Raw genomic sequence first — 15,863 nt, 5'->3', positions numbered from 1 at the left:
CCAGATCGGAGCCAGGTGGTCCGCGAAAGATCCCGGACCACCGAGATCGCTGTCCGCTGCCGGAACAAAGGGATGGAGCCGCCATGGTGTCCGTGGGGGAAAGACTGAGCAGAGCGCGCGTACGGGCCTTCGTCGGCCGGGACGAGGAACTCGGGCGCTTCGGGGAGGCCTTGGCCGGTGATCCGCAGGCGCCGTTCGCGTTCTACGTGTACGGGCCGGGCGGCATCGGGAAGTCGACGCTGCTGCGGCGGCTGGCGGACCACGCCCGGGCGGCCGGCCGGCTGCTCGTCGAACTCGACGGCCGGTTCGTCAGCCGGGACCCGGCCGATTTCGAGCACGCCGCCGGACCGTTCCTGGACGTTCCGGGCACGGTCCTGTTCGTGGACTCCTTCGAGCACTGCCAGTGGCTGGAGAGCTGGCTGTGGCACCACTTCCTGCCGCGCGCCGCGGACGACACCCTGGTCGTCCTGGGCGGCCGGCGCGCTCCGCAGCCGCAGTGGGCCGCCGATCCCGCCTGGTCCCGGCTCCTGCACGTGAGCGAGCTGGAGCCGTTCTCCGCGGAGCAGGCCCGGAGCCTGCTGGTGGCGGCGCAGATCCGGCCCGAACTGCGTGACCGGGTACTGCGCTTCGCCGGAGGCAACCCGCTGGCGCTGTCGCTGGCGGCCGCGGCCGGATCCGAGGGCTGCGGCCGGGAGGAGATCTGGGCGCCCACCGCGGACGTGCTGCGCACCCTGCTGGCGGGGCTGATCGGGGAGGTGCCCACGGCGGCCCACCGCCGCGCGCTGGAGGTGGCGGCGCAGGCCCACTCGACGTCCGAGGAACTGCTGGCCGCGGTCCTCCCCGGGGAGGACGTCCATCCGCTCTTCTCCTGGCTGCGGGACCTCCCCTTCATGGAGTCCACCCTGCGGGGACTGCACCCGCACGACGCGGCACGCGAGACGCTGGCCGCCGACCTGCGCTGGCGGGCGCCCAACGCCTTCGAGGCGATGCGTCAGCGCCTGGCGGACGAGTACCTGCGCATCCTGCGCGAGGCGCCCGAGGAGCGGGTGTGGACCGTCACCGACGATCTCTTCTACCTGTTCCGGGAGGGCGCGACGCTGGCCCGGCTGCGCTCCTGGTCCCGCGAGGACGAGGTCCACGACCGTCCTCTGCACCCGGACGACATCGATGTCATCCTGCGCATGGCCGCCGAGACGGAAGGGGCCGCCTCCGCGGACCTGGTCCGCTACTGGGCGCAGCGCCAGCCGCAGGCCTTCAGCGTCTACCGGCTCGTGAGCACGGGCCGGATCGTGGCGTTCACGGCGCGCCTGGCCCTGCCCTCCCCTCCCGATGCCCAGGACCTGGCCACCGATCCCGTCGTGGCCGCCGCGTGGCGGTACACCGAGGCCACGGCGCCGGTGAGTCCCGGTGAGCACATCGGGGTCAGCCGCTTCTCGATCTACCCCGAGCAATACCAGGTTCCCTCGCGCGTCATCGACCTGAGCAGTTCCCGGGCCCAGGCGGAGGCGGCCCGCGCCCGCGGGCGCGCGTACGGTTTCGCCGTCTTCCGGGACGCCGAGACCTGGGCCGAGCGCGTCAAGGGCACCCTGGTGGACACGGGGGCACGGCCGCGGGTCGGCGAGTACACGTACGGGCTGTTCGGCGTCGACTGGCGTCAACTGCCGGTGGAGTCGTGGCTCATGCACTTCATATCGGCCACCGAGGCGCCCGCTGCCCCGTCCGGTCCGTCGCCCGTCTCGCGCACCGCGTTCGACCAGGCCGTTCGCGAGGCACTGGCCCACTGGCGTGACGCGGACGCGTTCGCCGCCTGTGCCCTGATGCGGACCCGTCTCGCGGCCGATTTCGGTGATCCTGTCGGGGAGTTGCGTGCCCTGCTGCGCCGGGCCGTCGACGACCTCGGGCTCGACCCGCGCGGGGTGCGCGCCCGCGAGGCCCTGACGGCGGGCTACTTCTCCGGTGCGCCCACCCAGGAGGCAGCGGCCCGCCGCCTCGGCCTTCCGTACGGCACCTACCGTCGCCATCTGCGCCAGGGCCTGGACCTGCTCTGCGAGGCGTTGTGGCAGCAGGAGTTGCACGACCCGCGTCCGTGACGGCGGACACGCGCGTCCGGCGCCAGCGGGTGGACAGGTGCGGACAGGAGTGGACAGTGGCCACCCCTGCCGGGCCTGGATAGTGGACACCGTCCGCGCCGAGTCTGTGCGGCATGAACGTTGCACTCACGCAGACGGGCCGGGCAGCAGGCCGGGCCCCCGGGCCGGGAGCGGTGCTCGCCGCGCTCGCCGCGGCCCAGTTCACCGTCATGCTCGCCACCTCGATCGTCAATGTGGCGCTGCCGCAGATCCGTGCGGGCGCCGGCCTCTCGGACGGCGGGACCACCTGGGTGGTCAACGCCTACGGCCTGGCGTTCGGGGCACTGCTCCTGGCGGGCGGACGGGTCGCCGACCTGCTCGGCCGCCGCCGGGTGCTGGCCGCCGGACTCGCCCTGTTCGCGCTGGCATCGGTGGCGGCCGGACTGACCACCTCCGCCGGCGTACTGATCACGGCCCGCGCGGTGCAGGGCGTCGGCGCCGCCGCGATCGCCCCGGCCGCGCTCGCCCTGGTGATGGACCGGTTCCCGCCCGGCCCCGGGCGCGGCAGGGCACTGGGCGTGTGGGGGGCGGTCTCCGGCGCGGGAGCGGCGGGCGGCGTGCTGCTGGGCGGTGTGCTCACCCAGGCCTGGGGCTGGCCCTGGATCTTCCACTCGGTGGCGCTCGGTGCGGCGGTGGTGCTGGCCGCCGTGGTGGCGCTCGTGCCACGGGACGCCGGAGCGGAGGCCGGGGCCGGGGCCGGGGCCGGGGCCAGGGCCGGGGCCGGACGAAAGGACGAGCCGCAGGGTGCGCGGCAGGGCGAGCGGCGGCGCGGGCGGTTCGACCTGCTGGGCACCGTCACCGTCACCCTCGCCCTGACCTGCCTGGTGTGGGGGCTGACCACCGCACGCGGCGCCGGCTGGACCGACGCCCGGGTGCTGGGCTCCCTCGGCGCCGCCGCCGTGCTGCTCGCGGCCTTCTGCGTGATCGAGCGCCGCCGGCCGAACGCGCTCATCCCGCCACGGCTGCTCACCGCGGGCCGGGTCGCCGCGGGCAACCTGCTGATGGCGCTGCTGGGGTCCGTATGGATCGCCCTGTTCTTCTTCCTGCCGCTCTACCAGCAACAAGTCCTCGGATCAGGCCCCTTGGTCACCGGAGTGGGACAACTTCCGCTCGCCGTCGCCCATATGATCGGCTCCGCTCTCGCCCCGCGCGTCGCCCGGGTCATCGGTGCCACCGCGACCGTGACCGCCGCCCTGCTGACCGAGGCGGCGGGCCTGCTGTGGCTGTCGTGGATGCGGGCGGACGGGAGCTATCTCGTCGATGTCCTCGGGCCGAGCATCCTGGTCGGACTGGGACTGAGCATCGCCTTCGTCCAGCTCACCGCGCTCGCCGTGGACGGCGTACCGCGGGAAGACGCGGGTCTGGCCGGCGGGCTGGTGAACACCACCCGGCAGGTCGGCGGCGCGATCGGCCTCGCCGCCCTGGCGACCCTGGCCGGCTCCGTCACCGCCCACGCGTCCACCGGCCAGTCTTCTCTGGAAGCCCTCACCGCCGGCTACCGGGCCGCCTTCACCGTCTCCGCCGCGGTCCTCGCCGCCACCGCACTCCTCGCACTGTTCCTCACCCGCCGCACCGGGGGGCGTACCCCGACCGCCGCCGCCCGACCCGCCGCCGAGCCGGGAACCACCCCGCTCTCCCCCACCGGGCCGGCCCGGTAGATCAGCCACAGCCGCACCGCCGACACATCTCATCCAGACAGGAAGTACAGCCATGGTCACCATCGACGAGACCGCTCCCGTGATCGTCCGCCTGAGCACCGTGATCGACGCCCCGCTCACGACCGTGTGGGCGCTGCACACCGACGTCGCGGCCTGGCCCGCCTGGAACACGGACATCGACCGGACCGAGGTCGACGGACCGCTGCTGCCCGGCAGGTCCTTCAGCTGGCTCACCCACGGCCTGGACATCACCTCCACCGTGCAGGAGCTGGTCCCCGGGAAGCGGATCGTCTGGGGCGGGACCGTCGAGGGCATCGTGGGCATCCACGTGTGGGCCTTCGAACAGTCCGACGCCGGGGTCGTCGTCCGCACCGAGGAGTCCTGGAGCGGCGCCCCGGTCGACGCCGAGACCGACGAACTCGGCAAGGCACTCCACGACTCCCTGGAGGGCTGGCTCGCCCACCTCAAGAACCATGCCGAACAGGCCGTCTGACCGAGCATCACATCCCCGCTTCCACGCACCTGCAGTTCCACGCATCCGCGCATCCGCGCATCCACGCATCCACGTATCCACGTATCCACGAGAGGGATTCCCGCCATGACGACCACCCCGCCGTACCTGACCGGCCACTACACCCCCGTCGCCGAGGAGGTCTCCGCCTCCGGCCTCACCGTCGAGGGCACGCTGCCGCCCGAGCTGACGGGCCGGCTGCTGCGCAACGGCCACAACCCCAAGCCCGGCGTCACCCCCACCCACTGGTTCAAGGGCAGCGGGATGGTCCACGGCATCCGGCTGCACGACGGGCGCGCCGAGTGGTACCGCAACCGCTGGGTCCACACCCCCGCCCTCGACGGCGCCCCGTACATGACCGAGCACGGCCCCGACCTGACCGCCAGCGCCGCCGGCACCCACGTCATCGAACACGCCGGACGTCTCCTCGCGCTGTGCGAGGCCAACCTCCCCTTCGAGCTCACCCCGGACCTCGACACGGTCGGCGCCTACGACTTCGACGGCAAACTGCGCACCGCCATGACCGCACACCCCAAGGAAGACCCCGTGACCGGGGAGCTCCACTTCTTCGGCTCCTCCCCCTTCCCGCCGTTCCTGACCCACTACGTCGCCGACGCCAAGGGCGCCATCACCCACAGCGCCGAGGTCCCCGGGGCGAACGCCTCCCTCAAGCACGACTTCGCCATCACCCGTCGGCACGTCGTCTTCGTCGAGGGCAACGTCACCTTCGACCACACCGAAAGCTCGGGCATCCCCTACAGCTGGAGCGACCACCAGCCCGCCCGTATCGGCGTCATGCCCCGCGGCGAGGACGGCGCCCGCCACACCCGCTGGTTCTCCATCGAACCCGGCAACATGCTCCACGTCTCCAACGCCTACGAGGACGGCCAGGGCCGCATCGTCCTGGAAGGCCCCACCGTCGACCGCGAGGGCTTCCGCCTCTCCTGGAACTGGTGGGTCGGGGCACCCGGACGCGGCAGCGAACCCGTCGCCCGCTCCTACACCCGCCGCTGGATCCTCGACCTGACCGCCGGCACCGTCGACGAACAGATCATCGACGACCTCCCCGTCGAGTTCCCCACCATCAACGAGGACTACCTCGGCGCCGAACACCGCTACCAGTACGCCATCTCCTTCCCCGACGAGAAGGGCTTCGGCGGCTACGGCATCGTGAAGTACGACCGCACCACCGGCGCCCGCCGCATCCACCAGATCGGCGACGCCCGCATGCCCGGCGAGGCCGTCTTCGTCCCCGCCACCGGCACCGCCCGCGAGGACGACGGCTACCTCCTGACCGTCGTCTCCGACCTCAAGCAGAACGCGTCACAGCTCCTCGTCCTCGACGCCTCCGGCCTCGACCGCATCGCCACCGTCCACCTCCCCCACCGCGTCAGCGCCGGCCTCCACGGCTCCTGGATCCCCGACAGCACCCTGGACGGCTCCGCGGGCTGACCCTGGGCGGGGATGCGCCCGTGCTCTGCCGCATCCACCACCGCCCACCGAGAACGGCCCTCCCCCCGGGGCCGGTTGCCGGAGCCGCGAGATGTTCGCGGCTCCGGCACACCTCTGTGTCAGCGCGCCGACGCGTAGCCGAGGAGGAAGAGCGCCTCGACGAGGGCCATGTTGCGGATCTCGCTCGGATCGACGCTCTCGTCGGGCGCGTGGATGAGGCAGCGGGGCTCCTCCACCCCCATGAGGATGATCTCCGCATCCGGGCAGGTTCCCGCGAGTACGTTGCACAGGGGGATGGAGCCTCCCTGGCCGAGGAACTCCATCGGGCGTCCGTAGGCCTGCTCCATGGCACGCCCCATGGCCCGGTAGGCCGGCCCGTCGGTGGCCGGGCGGAACGGTGAGCCGGTGCCTTCCTTCTCGACCGAGACGCGGGCGCCCCAGGGCGCGGCGGCCGTCAGGTGCGCGGTGAGGGCGGCCAGCGCGGCCTCGGAGGCCGTCCCCGGTGGCACGCGCAGGCTCACCCGGGCCCGCGCCTTGGCCGGTACGGCGGCGGAGGAGCCGACCACGGGCGGGCAGTCGATGCCGAGCACCGTCACGGCCGGGCGCGCCCAGAGCCGGTCCGCCACCGAGCCCGAGCCGGTGAGACGGACCCCGTCCAGGACGGAGGCGTCGGCCCGGAACTGCTCCTCCTCGTACGGCACCCCGGTCCAGGTGCCGGTGCAGTCCAGGCCGTCGATGCGGGTGCCGCCGTCGGCGTCGCGCAGAGTGGAGAGCATCTGGATCAGGGCCGCCAGGGCGTCGGGGGCGGGACCGCCGAACATGCCCGAGTGCAGGTCGCCGCGGAGGGTGGTGACGGTGACGACGACGTTGGCGAGGCCGCGCAGCGCGGTGGTGGCGGTGGGGCGGCCGACGGCGGCGTTTCCGGTGTCGCAGATGAGGAGCACGTCGGCGCAGATGTCGCCCGGGTGCGCGGCCACGTACTGCTCCAGCCCGCCGGTGCCCTGCTCCTCGGACCCCTCGGCGACGAACTTCAGCCCCACGGGCAGCGCGTCGCCGAGGGCCCGCAGTGCCGTGAGGTGCATGACGATGTTGCCCTTGCAGTCGGCTGTGCCGCGTCCGTACCAGCGTCCGTCGCGCTCGGTGAGCGTGAACGGCGGAGAGGTCCAGGCGGCTTCGCCGAGCGGGGGCTGTACGTCGTAGTGGCAGTACAGCAGCACGGTCGGGGACCCTTCCGGGCCCGGCCGGTGGCCGAGGACGGCATGGCTGCCGTCGGGGGTCTCTTCCAGACGTACGTCGTCCAGGCCCGCCTCGGTGAACGCGTCGGCCACCCACCGGGCGGCCCGCTCGCATTCCTCGGGAGGGAACTGCCGCGGGTCGGCCACCGAGCGGAGGGCGACCAGTTCGGCCAGGTCGGACTTGGCGCGGGGCATCAGCGCGTCGATGCGCTCGGCGAGGGCGCCGGCGTCCGGCACGTCGCGGGCGGGGTCAGCCATCGTTGCCGCGCCTCACCGTCTGCTCGGTCTTCAGGTTGTCGATCTCGTCCTGGACGCGCTGCAGGTTGTCGGGGCAGTAGACCTTCAGCACGAGCGCCTCCGCCTGGACGGCCCGGCCGTCGGCGATGACCGGACGCTGGCCGGGGCCGGTGGCCCCGTTGGAGAGGTTGATCTTCCACAGGGCCGACTTGAGGGCGGATGCGGGGTCCTCGCAGACGATGCCCCCGTCCTCGCCGAGCGCGCGGGCCAGGGTGGTGGGATCGGGCCGGGTGAAACCGGCGGCGGCCAGCTCGTCCGCGAGCTGGTTGGCCTTGTCCAGGGACTGGTTGGTGGTCCGTACGGCCTTGTACTGGATCAGCCCCGCCACGACGAAGCCGACGAGCAGGACGATCGCGCCGATGTAGATCCACTTGTGCTGGGAGGCGAAGCGGGTGGGGCTCATGCCACGTCTCCCGTCGACTCCGCGGCCGGGGTGCGCCAGCTGGGCTTGCGCAGCCGCAGGCACAGCCAGGGGATGACCACTCCGAGGAGCAGCAGGCCGCCGCCGACGATGCCGATGTAGGCCCAGACGCTGCCGCCGCCGAACTGCGAGGACGGCACGAACCCGATGATCATGGCTGCGGCGGAGGCGAGGAAACCCACGACGCACACCAGGCTCAGCGCCGGGGCGCGGTAGCCGCGCGGATGTTCGGGCTGGAGCTTGCGCAGTCGCATGGCCGCCAGGAACATCAGCAGGTACATGATCAGGTACACCTGGGTGGTGATCACCGAGAAGATCCAGTAGACGCTGGACACGTCGGGGACCAGCGCGTACCCCAGCGCGATCACCGTGGTGACGATGCCCTGGGTGACGAGGATGTTCTGCTGGACGCCGTGTCCGTTGAGCTGCTGCAGGAACGGTGGCAGGTAGCCCTCTTGACGCGAGATCAGCAGCAAGCCCTTCGAGGGGCCGGCCAGCCAGGTGAGCATTCCGCCCAGGGAGGCGGACACCAGGGCCACCGCAGCGATGGGGGTCAGCCAGCCGATGCCGAAGTAGGAGAAGAACGCGTCGAAGGCCTGCATGACGCCCGCGGTCAGCGACAGTTGGTCGGCCGGAACCACCCAGCTGATGGCGAGGGCCGGCAGGATGAAGATCAGCAGCACCATCCCCATCGCGAGGAACATCGTCTTGGGGAACTCGCGCGGTGGGTCTTTCAGCGACGACACGTGGACGGCGTTCATCTCCATGCCCGAGTAGCTCAGGAAGTTGTTGACGATGAGCACCAGACTGGCCAGCCCCGTCCAGGCCGGGAGGATGTCGGCGGCGGTCATCGGGGCCGCGGACGGGTTGCCCTGGCCGAGGAACACGATGCCGAGGACCACCAGCAGCGTGCCCGGGATCAGTGTGCCGATGATCAGGCCCCAGGAGGCGAGCCCGGACAGCGCCTTCGTGCCCTGCGCGGAAATCCAGACGCCCGTCCAGTACAGGACGACGATCACGATGGCCGTGTAGATGCCGTTGGAGGCCAGGGCCGGGTTGATGACGTACGCCAACGTACTCGCGACGAACGCCAGGAGGCTGGGATAGTAGAAGATCGTCATGGCGAACTGGCACCACACGGCGACGAATCCGAGGGGCTTGGACAGCCCCTCGCTCACCCAGCGGTACACGCCTCCCGACCAGCCCGACGCGAGTTCCGCCGAGACCAGCGAGGTCGGCAGCAGGAACACGATCGCGGGTACGAGGTACAAGAACACGCAGGCAAGGCCGTACACGGCCATGGTGGGCGCCGCGCGGAGGCTGGCGACGGAGGCCGTCGTCATCATCGCAAGGGTCACCCACGTGAGCGTGGGGGTGCCGGTCCTGGCCGCTGCGGCCTCCGTCGGCTTGCCCTGCGGCCGATCGTCCGGAAGGGGAACATCCATCGCGCTCAAGCGGGCCTCCGGGGCGACAGGGTCGTTCCTGTCAGGCTCACCCGTACTCACGCGGCGGGCGAGCCGGGGTCGGCCGTCCGGAGGAATCGGCGGACCTGGAGGCCCGCAGGCCACGCCGGCGCGTACATATATCCCCTCAGGACGGCGAAGCCCCCTGCGTAACTCGCGACTTCCCCGCCCGGCCGGCGCGCCTGCTTCCGGGATCCCCCGCCCCTTGTCTCCCGACGCCGAACCCGGCAGGCGCGGCGGACGAGGCAGGCACGCAGGTCCGGTCCGGAGGGGTCAGGACTTGTGGCGGCTTTCGGCTTCGGCGTTGGCCATGGCTTCGGCTTCGCTTTCGAGCATGGCTATGGCGACGCCGAACGCCTGGGCTATGTGGCCGGCGGCCGACATGACGCGCGCGGTGCCCACGACGGGGGCGATCGCGACGAGCACGTCCTGCAGCTGCTCGACGGTGAAGTCGGCCTTGACCGCGGGGCTGATGTGGGCCAGGTAGGAGATGGCCGGGGCGTCCATGGCCACGAGGGCGGCGATGCGGGTGGTGATGAGTGTCTTCTCGTCCATGCCGCAGTGCTCGATGGAGTCGATGGTCATCGCGGCGAGCGTGTCGAGAACGGGAGCGTCGGACCTGGTGGCCATGTCGGAACCGCCTTTCGATGCTGAACTGAGCCGGACGCGCCGGCCCTGACCGCGGGACCGGGGGCGTGTCGGCGGGTTGCCGTTTCAGCGTAGGCGTCCCCCGCAGCGCGCGCCCGTTGGGCCGCCTGGACGAATACCCGCAGGTCGCGGGCGCCTCGCAGGTGCTCGTGCCCCATCGGAGGCTGCGGGCGGACCGGACAGTAGGGTGGCCGGATGGACGCTTCCTCGCTCTCCCGTCCCTTCCGCCTGCTCGTGACAGGCGGCGGGACCGGCGGTCACACCTACCCTGCCCTGACGGCGATCCGCACGTTGCGCGGTCGCCTCGCTGCCGAAGGGTCCGCGCTCGATGTGCTGTGGATCGGAACCGCGGACGGTCTGGAGGCGCGGGTCGCCCCGGCGGAGGGCATCGCCTTCAGGACGGTCGCCACGGGGAAGATCCGCAGATCGGCGAATCCCCTGAAGATGCTCTCGGCGGCGAACGTCAAGGACATGGCACGGGTGCCGCTCGGCGTGGCCCAGGCCCGTGCGGTCGTGGCCGAGTTCCAGCCGGACGTGGTCCTGGCGACGGGCGGGTACGTGGCCGTCCCGGCCGGACTGGCCGCCCGGTTGTGCAAGCGCCCCCTGGTGCTGCACGAGCAGACGGTCCGGCTGGGGCTGGCGAACCGGAAGCTGGCCGGCTCGGCGACGCGCATCGCGGTGTCCTCCGAGTCGTCGCTGCCGCTGCTGCCGGCCGAGGTGCGCGGCCGGGCGGTCGTCACCGGCAATCCGGTGAGGCCCGAGATCCTGACCGGGCACCCCGACAAGGCGGTGCAGGCGCTGAACCTGACGGGGTTCGACAGGCGGCTTCCGACGGTCTACGTCACCGGCGGGGCGCAGGGCGCCCAGCAGATCAACGGCGTGGTGCGGGAGGTGCTTCCGTGGCTGCTGAGCCACGCGAACGTGATCCACCAGTGCGGCCCGGCCAACGTCGACGACCTCCGGTCCGCTGCCGCGGGTCTCGATCCGGTCCTCGCGGGCCGATACCACCTGACGGGCTTCGTCGGGCCGGAGCTGCCCGACGTACTGGCGCTCGCCGATGTGGTGGTGTCCCGGTCCGGGGCGGGCACGCTGGCGGAGCTGACCGCGCTGGGCAAGCCCGCGGTGTTCGTTCCGCTGGCCACCTCGGCCGGGAACGAGCAGGCGCACAACGCGCGGCACCTGGCCGATGCGGGCGCCGCGGTGGCGCTGCTCGGTGAGGTCACCGGGCGGACTCTTGCGGAGGCGGTCGGTCCGCTGCTGACCGACGCCGCCGGGCGGACGGCGATGGCGCAGCGTGCCCGTGCGTACGGGAGGCCGGACGCCGCGGACAGGCTGGTGGACGTACTGCTGTCCGCGGCGGCGGGGGCCTCCGCCTGACCGGTGCCTCCCGTACCTGGGCATGAGGGGACGGGCGAGGAGGAGCGGCGATGGCTGAGCGCGTGATCGAGGTGGACGGCATCGAGCTGTGCACCGAGTCCTTCGGCGAGCCCTCCGATCCGCCCGTCCTGCTCATCATGGGCCTGGGGACTTCGATGCTCTGGTGGGAGGAGGGCTTCTGCCGGATGCTCGCCGCGGGCGGGCGCTTCGTGATCCGTTACGACCACCGCGACACCGGCCGGTCGGTCACCTACGAGCCGGGCCGCCCCGGGTACACCGCGGCGGACCTGGTCTCTGACGCCGTCCGGGTGCTGCGCGCCCATGAGATCCCGGCCGCGCACGTCGTGGGTGTCTCGGCCGGAGGGGCCCTCGCGCAGCTGCTGGCGCTCGATCACCCCGGCCGCGTCCGGTCGCTCGTCCTGATCAGCACGTCCTCCGCCGTGCCCGGCGACGACGCGCTGCCCCCGCCGACCGAGGAGTTCACACGGTTCGCCTCGGCCTCCCACGCCGACCGGGCGGATGCCGGTTCGGTGATCGACCACGAGGTCGCCCACGCGCGCGTGCTCGCGGGAGGGCGGCGCCCGTTCGACGAGGCCGCCGCCCGCGGCCTGGTCCGCCGCGACGTCGAGCGCGCGCACGATTTCGGCGCGGCCCGCAACCACGACTCGCTCACGGACGGCAAGGTCTCGCGGGCCCCCCTGTCCTCGATCACCGTACCCACGCTGGTGATCCACGGGACCGCCGATCCGATGTTCCCGCTCCGGCACGGTGAGGCACTCGCGGAACGGATCCCCGGGGGCCGGCTGTTGGCTCTGGAGGATGCCGGGCACGGGGTCGCGCGAGCCGACTGGGCGACGATCGTCGCGGCGGTCCTCGAACACACCGCCGCGGGCCCTTCCGGCTGAGGGGTCGTCTCCGTCGGAGCCGGGCGCGTGACTGCCGGCAGTGACTTGTTGGCTGGCAAACAGAGTTGACGTCCGAGGAGCACTCAGGTCTCCTGCTGCGATGTCCGATCTTCGCTTCCAACAGCCCTGGATCGACTTGCGGCTTTCCTGACCACGACTGCCCGGAAGCTCGTTGCGCAGGGCGTGGCGACAGTCGAACAGCTGGTACCGGACGGATTGTGGGGCTGTTCCAGCGCGTGGCGCCGGACGCACCGAGGCATCCGCAGGGCGGCTGACGGTGCGCCGGTGCTTCGCCGACTGGCCGCGAGGCCGGGTCCGGGCCAGGCTGCACCGTCTGCTGACCGGTCAGCCGGGAGCGAGCGGGGTACTGGCCTCGTCACGGTGCGCGGCGGAGAGCTCGCGTGCGGCGACCGTCCGGAAGTCGTGGGGCGGGCGGCCGGTGAGGCGGTGGACGGTGTCCGTGGTGCGGTCCTCGGCTCCTTCGGCGATGGAACGGTCCATCCCGGCCAGCATCGTGGCGAACGCCGGCGGGATGACGGCGGCCAGGCGGTCGCGCATGGCCTCGTAGGTGAGGTGGTGGTGGGCCACCCGGCGGCCGGTGACCTCGGTGAGGAGTGCGGCGATGTCGTCGTGGCTCAGGGACTCCGGACCGGTGAGGACCAGGTCGGTGTCGGGCGCGCGGTCGTCGGTGAGGGCGCGGGCCGCGACGGCGGCGATGTCGTCGGCGTCGACGAATCCGACCCGGCCCGTCCCGGCCGCGGTCAGGATGACGCCGTCGGCACGGATGCTGTCGGCGTGTGCGTGCGTGCCGGTGAAGTTCTGCATGAACCAGGAGGGGCGCAGTACCGCCCATTCGTCGAACAGGCCGGGCAGGGCCCGGTGCACCTGTCCGACCGCCGGGCCGCCCTCGGTGATCGCCGAGGAGCTCAGCAGTACGGCGCGGCGTACGCCGGCGGCGCGGGCCCGGTCGAGGAAGGGCAGCATGACCGCGGCCGGGTCCGGGTCGCCGACGGGCGGGACGAGGTAGACGCGGTCGGCCCCGGCGACGGCGTCGCCGAAGCAGGTGGGGTCGTACCAGTCGAAGCGGACCGGCTCGGCGCCCCGCAGCGGCGTGGCCCGGCGGCTGCCGGCTTTGACGCGCCGACCTGCGGCGACGAGGTGCGCCGTGGTGCGGCTGCCGGTGGTGCCGGTGGCGCCGATGACCAGGGTGGTGCCGGTCGGGGTGGTGGGGGCGGTGAGGGTGGGGGCGGTGGGGGTGGGGGCGGTCATCGGGCGCTGCTCCTCGTGGGGTCGGGGTCCGTCAGGAAGGCCGCCCCGGGTTCGTGGACGGCAAGGGGGTTCCAGTAGTCGCGGTAGGAGGTGAACTGCCCGTCCTGGACGGTCACGACGGCGATGTAGGCCATGTCGAAGGGGCCCCCGGTCGCGACCAGACGGCCCACTCCGCGCATCTCGACCACGAGGGTGCCCGGGTCGGCGGTCTCGTGGATCCGCAGGTCGGGGAAGTCGTGCAGGTCGATGTGGCCGGGATAGTCCCGCATGTAGGCGGCGATGGCCTCCCGCCCCTCCAGCCGCCCGGGCCAGCCCGGAGGGGCGAAGGGGAACTCCATGACGCCGTGCTCGGCCCACAGGCCGACCCAGGAGGCGATGTCCTTGTCCAGGAGCAGGCGGAGGCTGTGGCGGTACAGATCCGGGGGTGAGGTGGTTGCGGGCACGACGGTTCTCCGTCCACTACGATACGGACCGACGGTCCGTTTCTCTCCCCGAAAGATACGGACCGCCGGTCCGTATCGCAACCGGAGGGAATCCGATGACCGTCGAACGCAAGCCGCGCAAGGACGCGATCCGCAACCGGGCGGCCGTCTTCGCCGCCGCCGACACCCTCTTCGCCCACTGCGGGAGCCCCGAGGAAGTGACCATGGCCGAGATCGCGGCAGCGGCCGGCGTCGGCAAGGCGACGCTCTTCCGCGCCTTCGGTGATCGCAACGGACTGATCCGCGCGCTCTACGAGGCACGGCTCGAACCGATCCGGGAAGCGGTCGAACAGGGCCCCCAGCCGCTGGGGCCGGCCACCCCGGCACCCCGTCGCGTACCGGCCCTGCTCGACGCCCTCCTGTGCTTCAAGCTCGACAACCGCCATCTCGCCCTCGCCCTGGAGGGAAGCGGCGCGGACAGCCCCTACCGGACGGAGCACTACGAGCAGTGGCACACGCTGCTCCGTGACCTGCTGCGGCTCGTCCCCGGTCCGGCCGACACCGACTTCTCCGCCCATGCCCTGCTCGCGGCCACCCGCGCCGACCTGGTCGCGTACCTGGCCGGCGAGAAGGGCGTACCCCGCGAGGAACTCCGGGCTCAGCTGGCGAGCTTCACCGCGGCGGTCCTCGACGCCCGTGCGGGTCGGGGGCCGGCCGCCGGGGCATGACCGCCCACCGCCCGCGACAACCTGGAGCCGATGCTGTACGGCCAGCGGTTCGAGGCGGCCGTCGACCCACGTCTCGGCGACGGCGAGCGGTGCGATCCGGTCGGCCGTCACCGCGAGTCGGGGGACATCCTGATCCGTGACGTCCGCCTGCGGGAACCGCGCGTCGACGATGTCGTCGCGGTGCCGGTGACCGGCGCTGGCTGCTCCTCCCTCGCCAACAACCACAACGGCGCCAGGCGGCCGCCCGTCGTGTTCTGCCGCGACGGCGAGGCCCGTGAGGTGGTCCGCCGGGAGACGTACGACGACCTGCTGCGGCGCGACGTCGGTGTCGGTGCCGGTGTCGGTGCCGACGCCGGGTGGGTGAGTGGGCGGGGCCCGTGCGCCGCGCCGCGGGGTCAGGCCGCCGCCCAGCGGTCCGTGATCAGCGCGGCCTGCTCCCGCAGCGCCTCGATCAGTTCCTGGGCGGCTCCGGCGGAGGTGGACCGCAGTACGGCGACGCTGATCTCCCGGGCGAGGTCAGGTCTGGTCAAGGGGCGTACGGCCAGGTCGGGGCGGTGCGGCCCCAGGGCGAGCCGCGGTACGAGGGCCACGCCCGTACCCGCGGCCACGAGGCCCTGGACCACCGCGTAGTCGTCGGTACGCATCACGTGCAGGGGCTCGTACCCCTCCTGGCCGCACGCCCATGCCAGCACCCGGTCGCAAGGGTCGTGCGGGTCGGCGGCGCCCACCCATGCGGTGTCCCGCAGATCGCCGAGGGATACCTGGTCCCGCGATGCGCAGGGGTGGCCCTCCGGCACGACCAGGAGCAGCGGATCGGACAGCAGCGGGTGGACTTCGAAGTCCTCGTCGAGGTCGAGGCTGTCGCCCGGCTGTGAGAAGACGAGCGCGGCGTCGAGCTCTTTGGCCCGCAACCCGCGCAGCAGGAGGGGAAGCTCGCCTTCGGTGAGCGAGATGTGGACCCCTTGCTGGTGGAGGCGCTTGACCGCGGGGGCCAGCAGCAGGGCGCCCGCGGTGGGGAACGTGCCGATGTGGAGGGTGCGCATGCCGCGCTCGGCGAGGTTGCGCACCTCCAGCTCGGCGTGGCGCAGGCGGTCGAGTACGGCTTCGGCGTGCGGCAGCAGGGCTTCGCCGAGCTCGGTCAGCGTGGCGCCGCGCGGTCCGCGCTGGACGAGCTGGGCGTTGAAGTGGGCTTCCAGGGCGGCCAGGTGGTGGGAGATCGTGGGCTGGCTGTAGTGCAGGGCGCGGCCGGCCGCGGCGAGCGAGCCCTCCTGCGCGATGGAGCGGAGTACCTGGAGCTGCCTGACGTCGAGCATATAGACATCGTATGGAGGGGTAACGAAAAGTCCAC

14 protein-coding genes are annotated in these 15,863 nt (G+C 72.5%); 7 read left to right on the top strand and 7 right to left on the bottom strand.

Annotation, left to right across the window (positions count from 1 at the left end):
• Positions 1 to 83: 83 nt before the first annotated feature.
• From ACFY04_RS09115 to ACFY04_RS09100, 4 genes are all read left to right on the top strand, one after another.
• Positions 84 to 2,090: an AAA family ATPase gene (locus ACFY04_RS09115; protein ID WP_389115193.1), complete on the top strand. Its 2,007-nt coding sequence runs from the start codon at positions 84 to 86 to the stop codon at positions 2,088 to 2,090.
• Between the two features lie 113 nt (positions 2,091 to 2,203).
• Complete coding sequence (locus tag ACFY04_RS09110; protein WP_389115192.1) at positions 2,204 to 3,787, top strand: MFS transporter; 1,584 nt, start codon at positions 2,204 to 2,206, stop codon at positions 3,785 to 3,787.
• 52 nt (positions 3,788 to 3,839) lie between these two features.
• Positions 3,840 to 4,280: an SRPBCC family protein gene (locus ACFY04_RS09105; RefSeq protein ID WP_389115191.1), complete on the top strand. Its 441-nt coding sequence runs from the start codon at positions 3,840 to 3,842 to the stop codon at positions 4,278 to 4,280.
• Between the two features lie 105 nt (positions 4,281 to 4,385).
• Entirely contained in the window at positions 4,386 to 5,750 is a 1,365-nt protein-coding gene (locus ACFY04_RS09100) for a carotenoid oxygenase family protein (RefSeq protein WP_389115190.1), read from the top strand.
• A 119-nt stretch (positions 5,751 to 5,869) separates the two neighbouring features.
• On the opposite strand, the gene ACFY04_RS09095 is transcribed toward ACFY04_RS09100, so the two are convergent.
• The 4 genes from ACFY04_RS09095 to ACFY04_RS09080 form a co-directional block, all read right to left on the bottom strand.
• Entirely contained in the window at positions 5,870 to 7,243 is a 1,374-nt protein-coding gene (locus ACFY04_RS09095) for a dipeptidase (protein WP_389115188.1), read from the bottom strand.
• Positions 7,236 to 7,685: a hypothetical protein gene (locus tag ACFY04_RS09090; protein WP_389115187.1), complete on the bottom strand. Its 450-nt coding sequence runs from the start codon at positions 7,683 to 7,685 to the stop codon at positions 7,236 to 7,238. Before ACFY04_RS09090 ends, ACFY04_RS09095 begins: the two co-directional genes overlap by 8 nt.
• Positions 7,682 to 9,157, bottom strand: a complete 1,476-nt coding sequence (locus ACFY04_RS09085) for an APC family permease (RefSeq protein WP_389115185.1) — start codon at positions 9,155 to 9,157, stop codon at positions 7,682 to 7,684. The genes ACFY04_RS09090 and ACFY04_RS09085 overlap by 4 nt, the downstream gene beginning before the upstream one ends.
• 282 nt (positions 9,158 to 9,439) lie before the next feature.
• Entirely contained in the window at positions 9,440 to 9,796 is a 357-nt protein-coding gene (locus ACFY04_RS09080) for a carboxymuconolactone decarboxylase (protein ID WP_389115184.1), read from the bottom strand.
• 213 nt (positions 9,797 to 10,009) lie between these two features.
• Between ACFY04_RS09080 and ACFY04_RS09075 the strand changes: the two genes are divergently transcribed.
• A complete protein-coding gene (locus ACFY04_RS09075) occupies positions 10,010 to 11,191 on the top strand; it encodes a glycosyltransferase (RefSeq protein ID WP_389115183.1) in 1,182 nt (393 codons plus the stop codon).
• Positions 11,192 to 11,241: 50 nt separating this feature from the next.
• Positions 11,242 to 12,096 carry an alpha/beta fold hydrolase gene (locus tag ACFY04_RS09070; protein ID WP_389115181.1) on the top strand — a complete coding sequence of 285 codons (855 nt, stop codon included), beginning with the start codon at positions 11,242 to 11,244 and terminating at the stop codon, positions 12,094 to 12,096.
• Between the two features lie 345 nt (positions 12,097 to 12,441).
• Here ACFY04_RS09070 and ACFY04_RS09065 read toward each other — a convergent pair whose 3' ends face one another.
• Positions 12,442 to 13,365, bottom strand: coding sequence for an NAD(P)H-binding protein (locus ACFY04_RS09065; protein WP_389115179.1), 924 nt, complete (start codon positions 13,363 to 13,365; stop codon positions 12,442 to 12,444).
• Positions 13,362 to 13,808, bottom strand: a complete 447-nt coding sequence (locus ACFY04_RS09060; protein ID WP_389115177.1) for a nuclear transport factor 2 family protein — start codon at positions 13,806 to 13,808, stop codon at positions 13,362 to 13,364. The genes ACFY04_RS09065 and ACFY04_RS09060 overlap by 4 nt, the downstream gene beginning before the upstream one ends.
• Before the next feature lie 95 nt (positions 13,809 to 13,903).
• Here ACFY04_RS09060 and ACFY04_RS09055 point away from each other — a divergent pair, with 95 nt between their 5' ends.
• A complete protein-coding gene (locus tag ACFY04_RS09055; protein ID WP_389115174.1) occupies positions 13,904 to 14,515 on the top strand; it encodes a TetR/AcrR family transcriptional regulator in 612 nt (203 codons plus the stop codon).
• Positions 14,516 to 14,910: 395 nt separating this feature from the next.
• On the opposite strand, the gene ACFY04_RS09050 is transcribed toward ACFY04_RS09055, so the two are convergent.
• Entirely contained in the window at positions 14,911 to 15,828 is a 918-nt protein-coding gene (locus ACFY04_RS09050) for a LysR family transcriptional regulator (protein ID WP_389115173.1), read from the bottom strand.
• Positions 15,829 to 15,863: the final 35 nt, after the last annotated feature.

The sequence above is a fragment of the Streptomyces sp. NPDC001549 genome (assembly GCF_042894025.1).
In the GTDB taxonomy this organism is placed as follows: domain Bacteria; phylum Actinomycetota; class Actinomycetes; order Streptomycetales; family Streptomycetaceae; genus Streptomyces; species Streptomyces kutzneri.
Note: the sequence above shows the minus strand (reverse complement) of the source record. Positions and strands in the feature narration are given on the sequence as shown.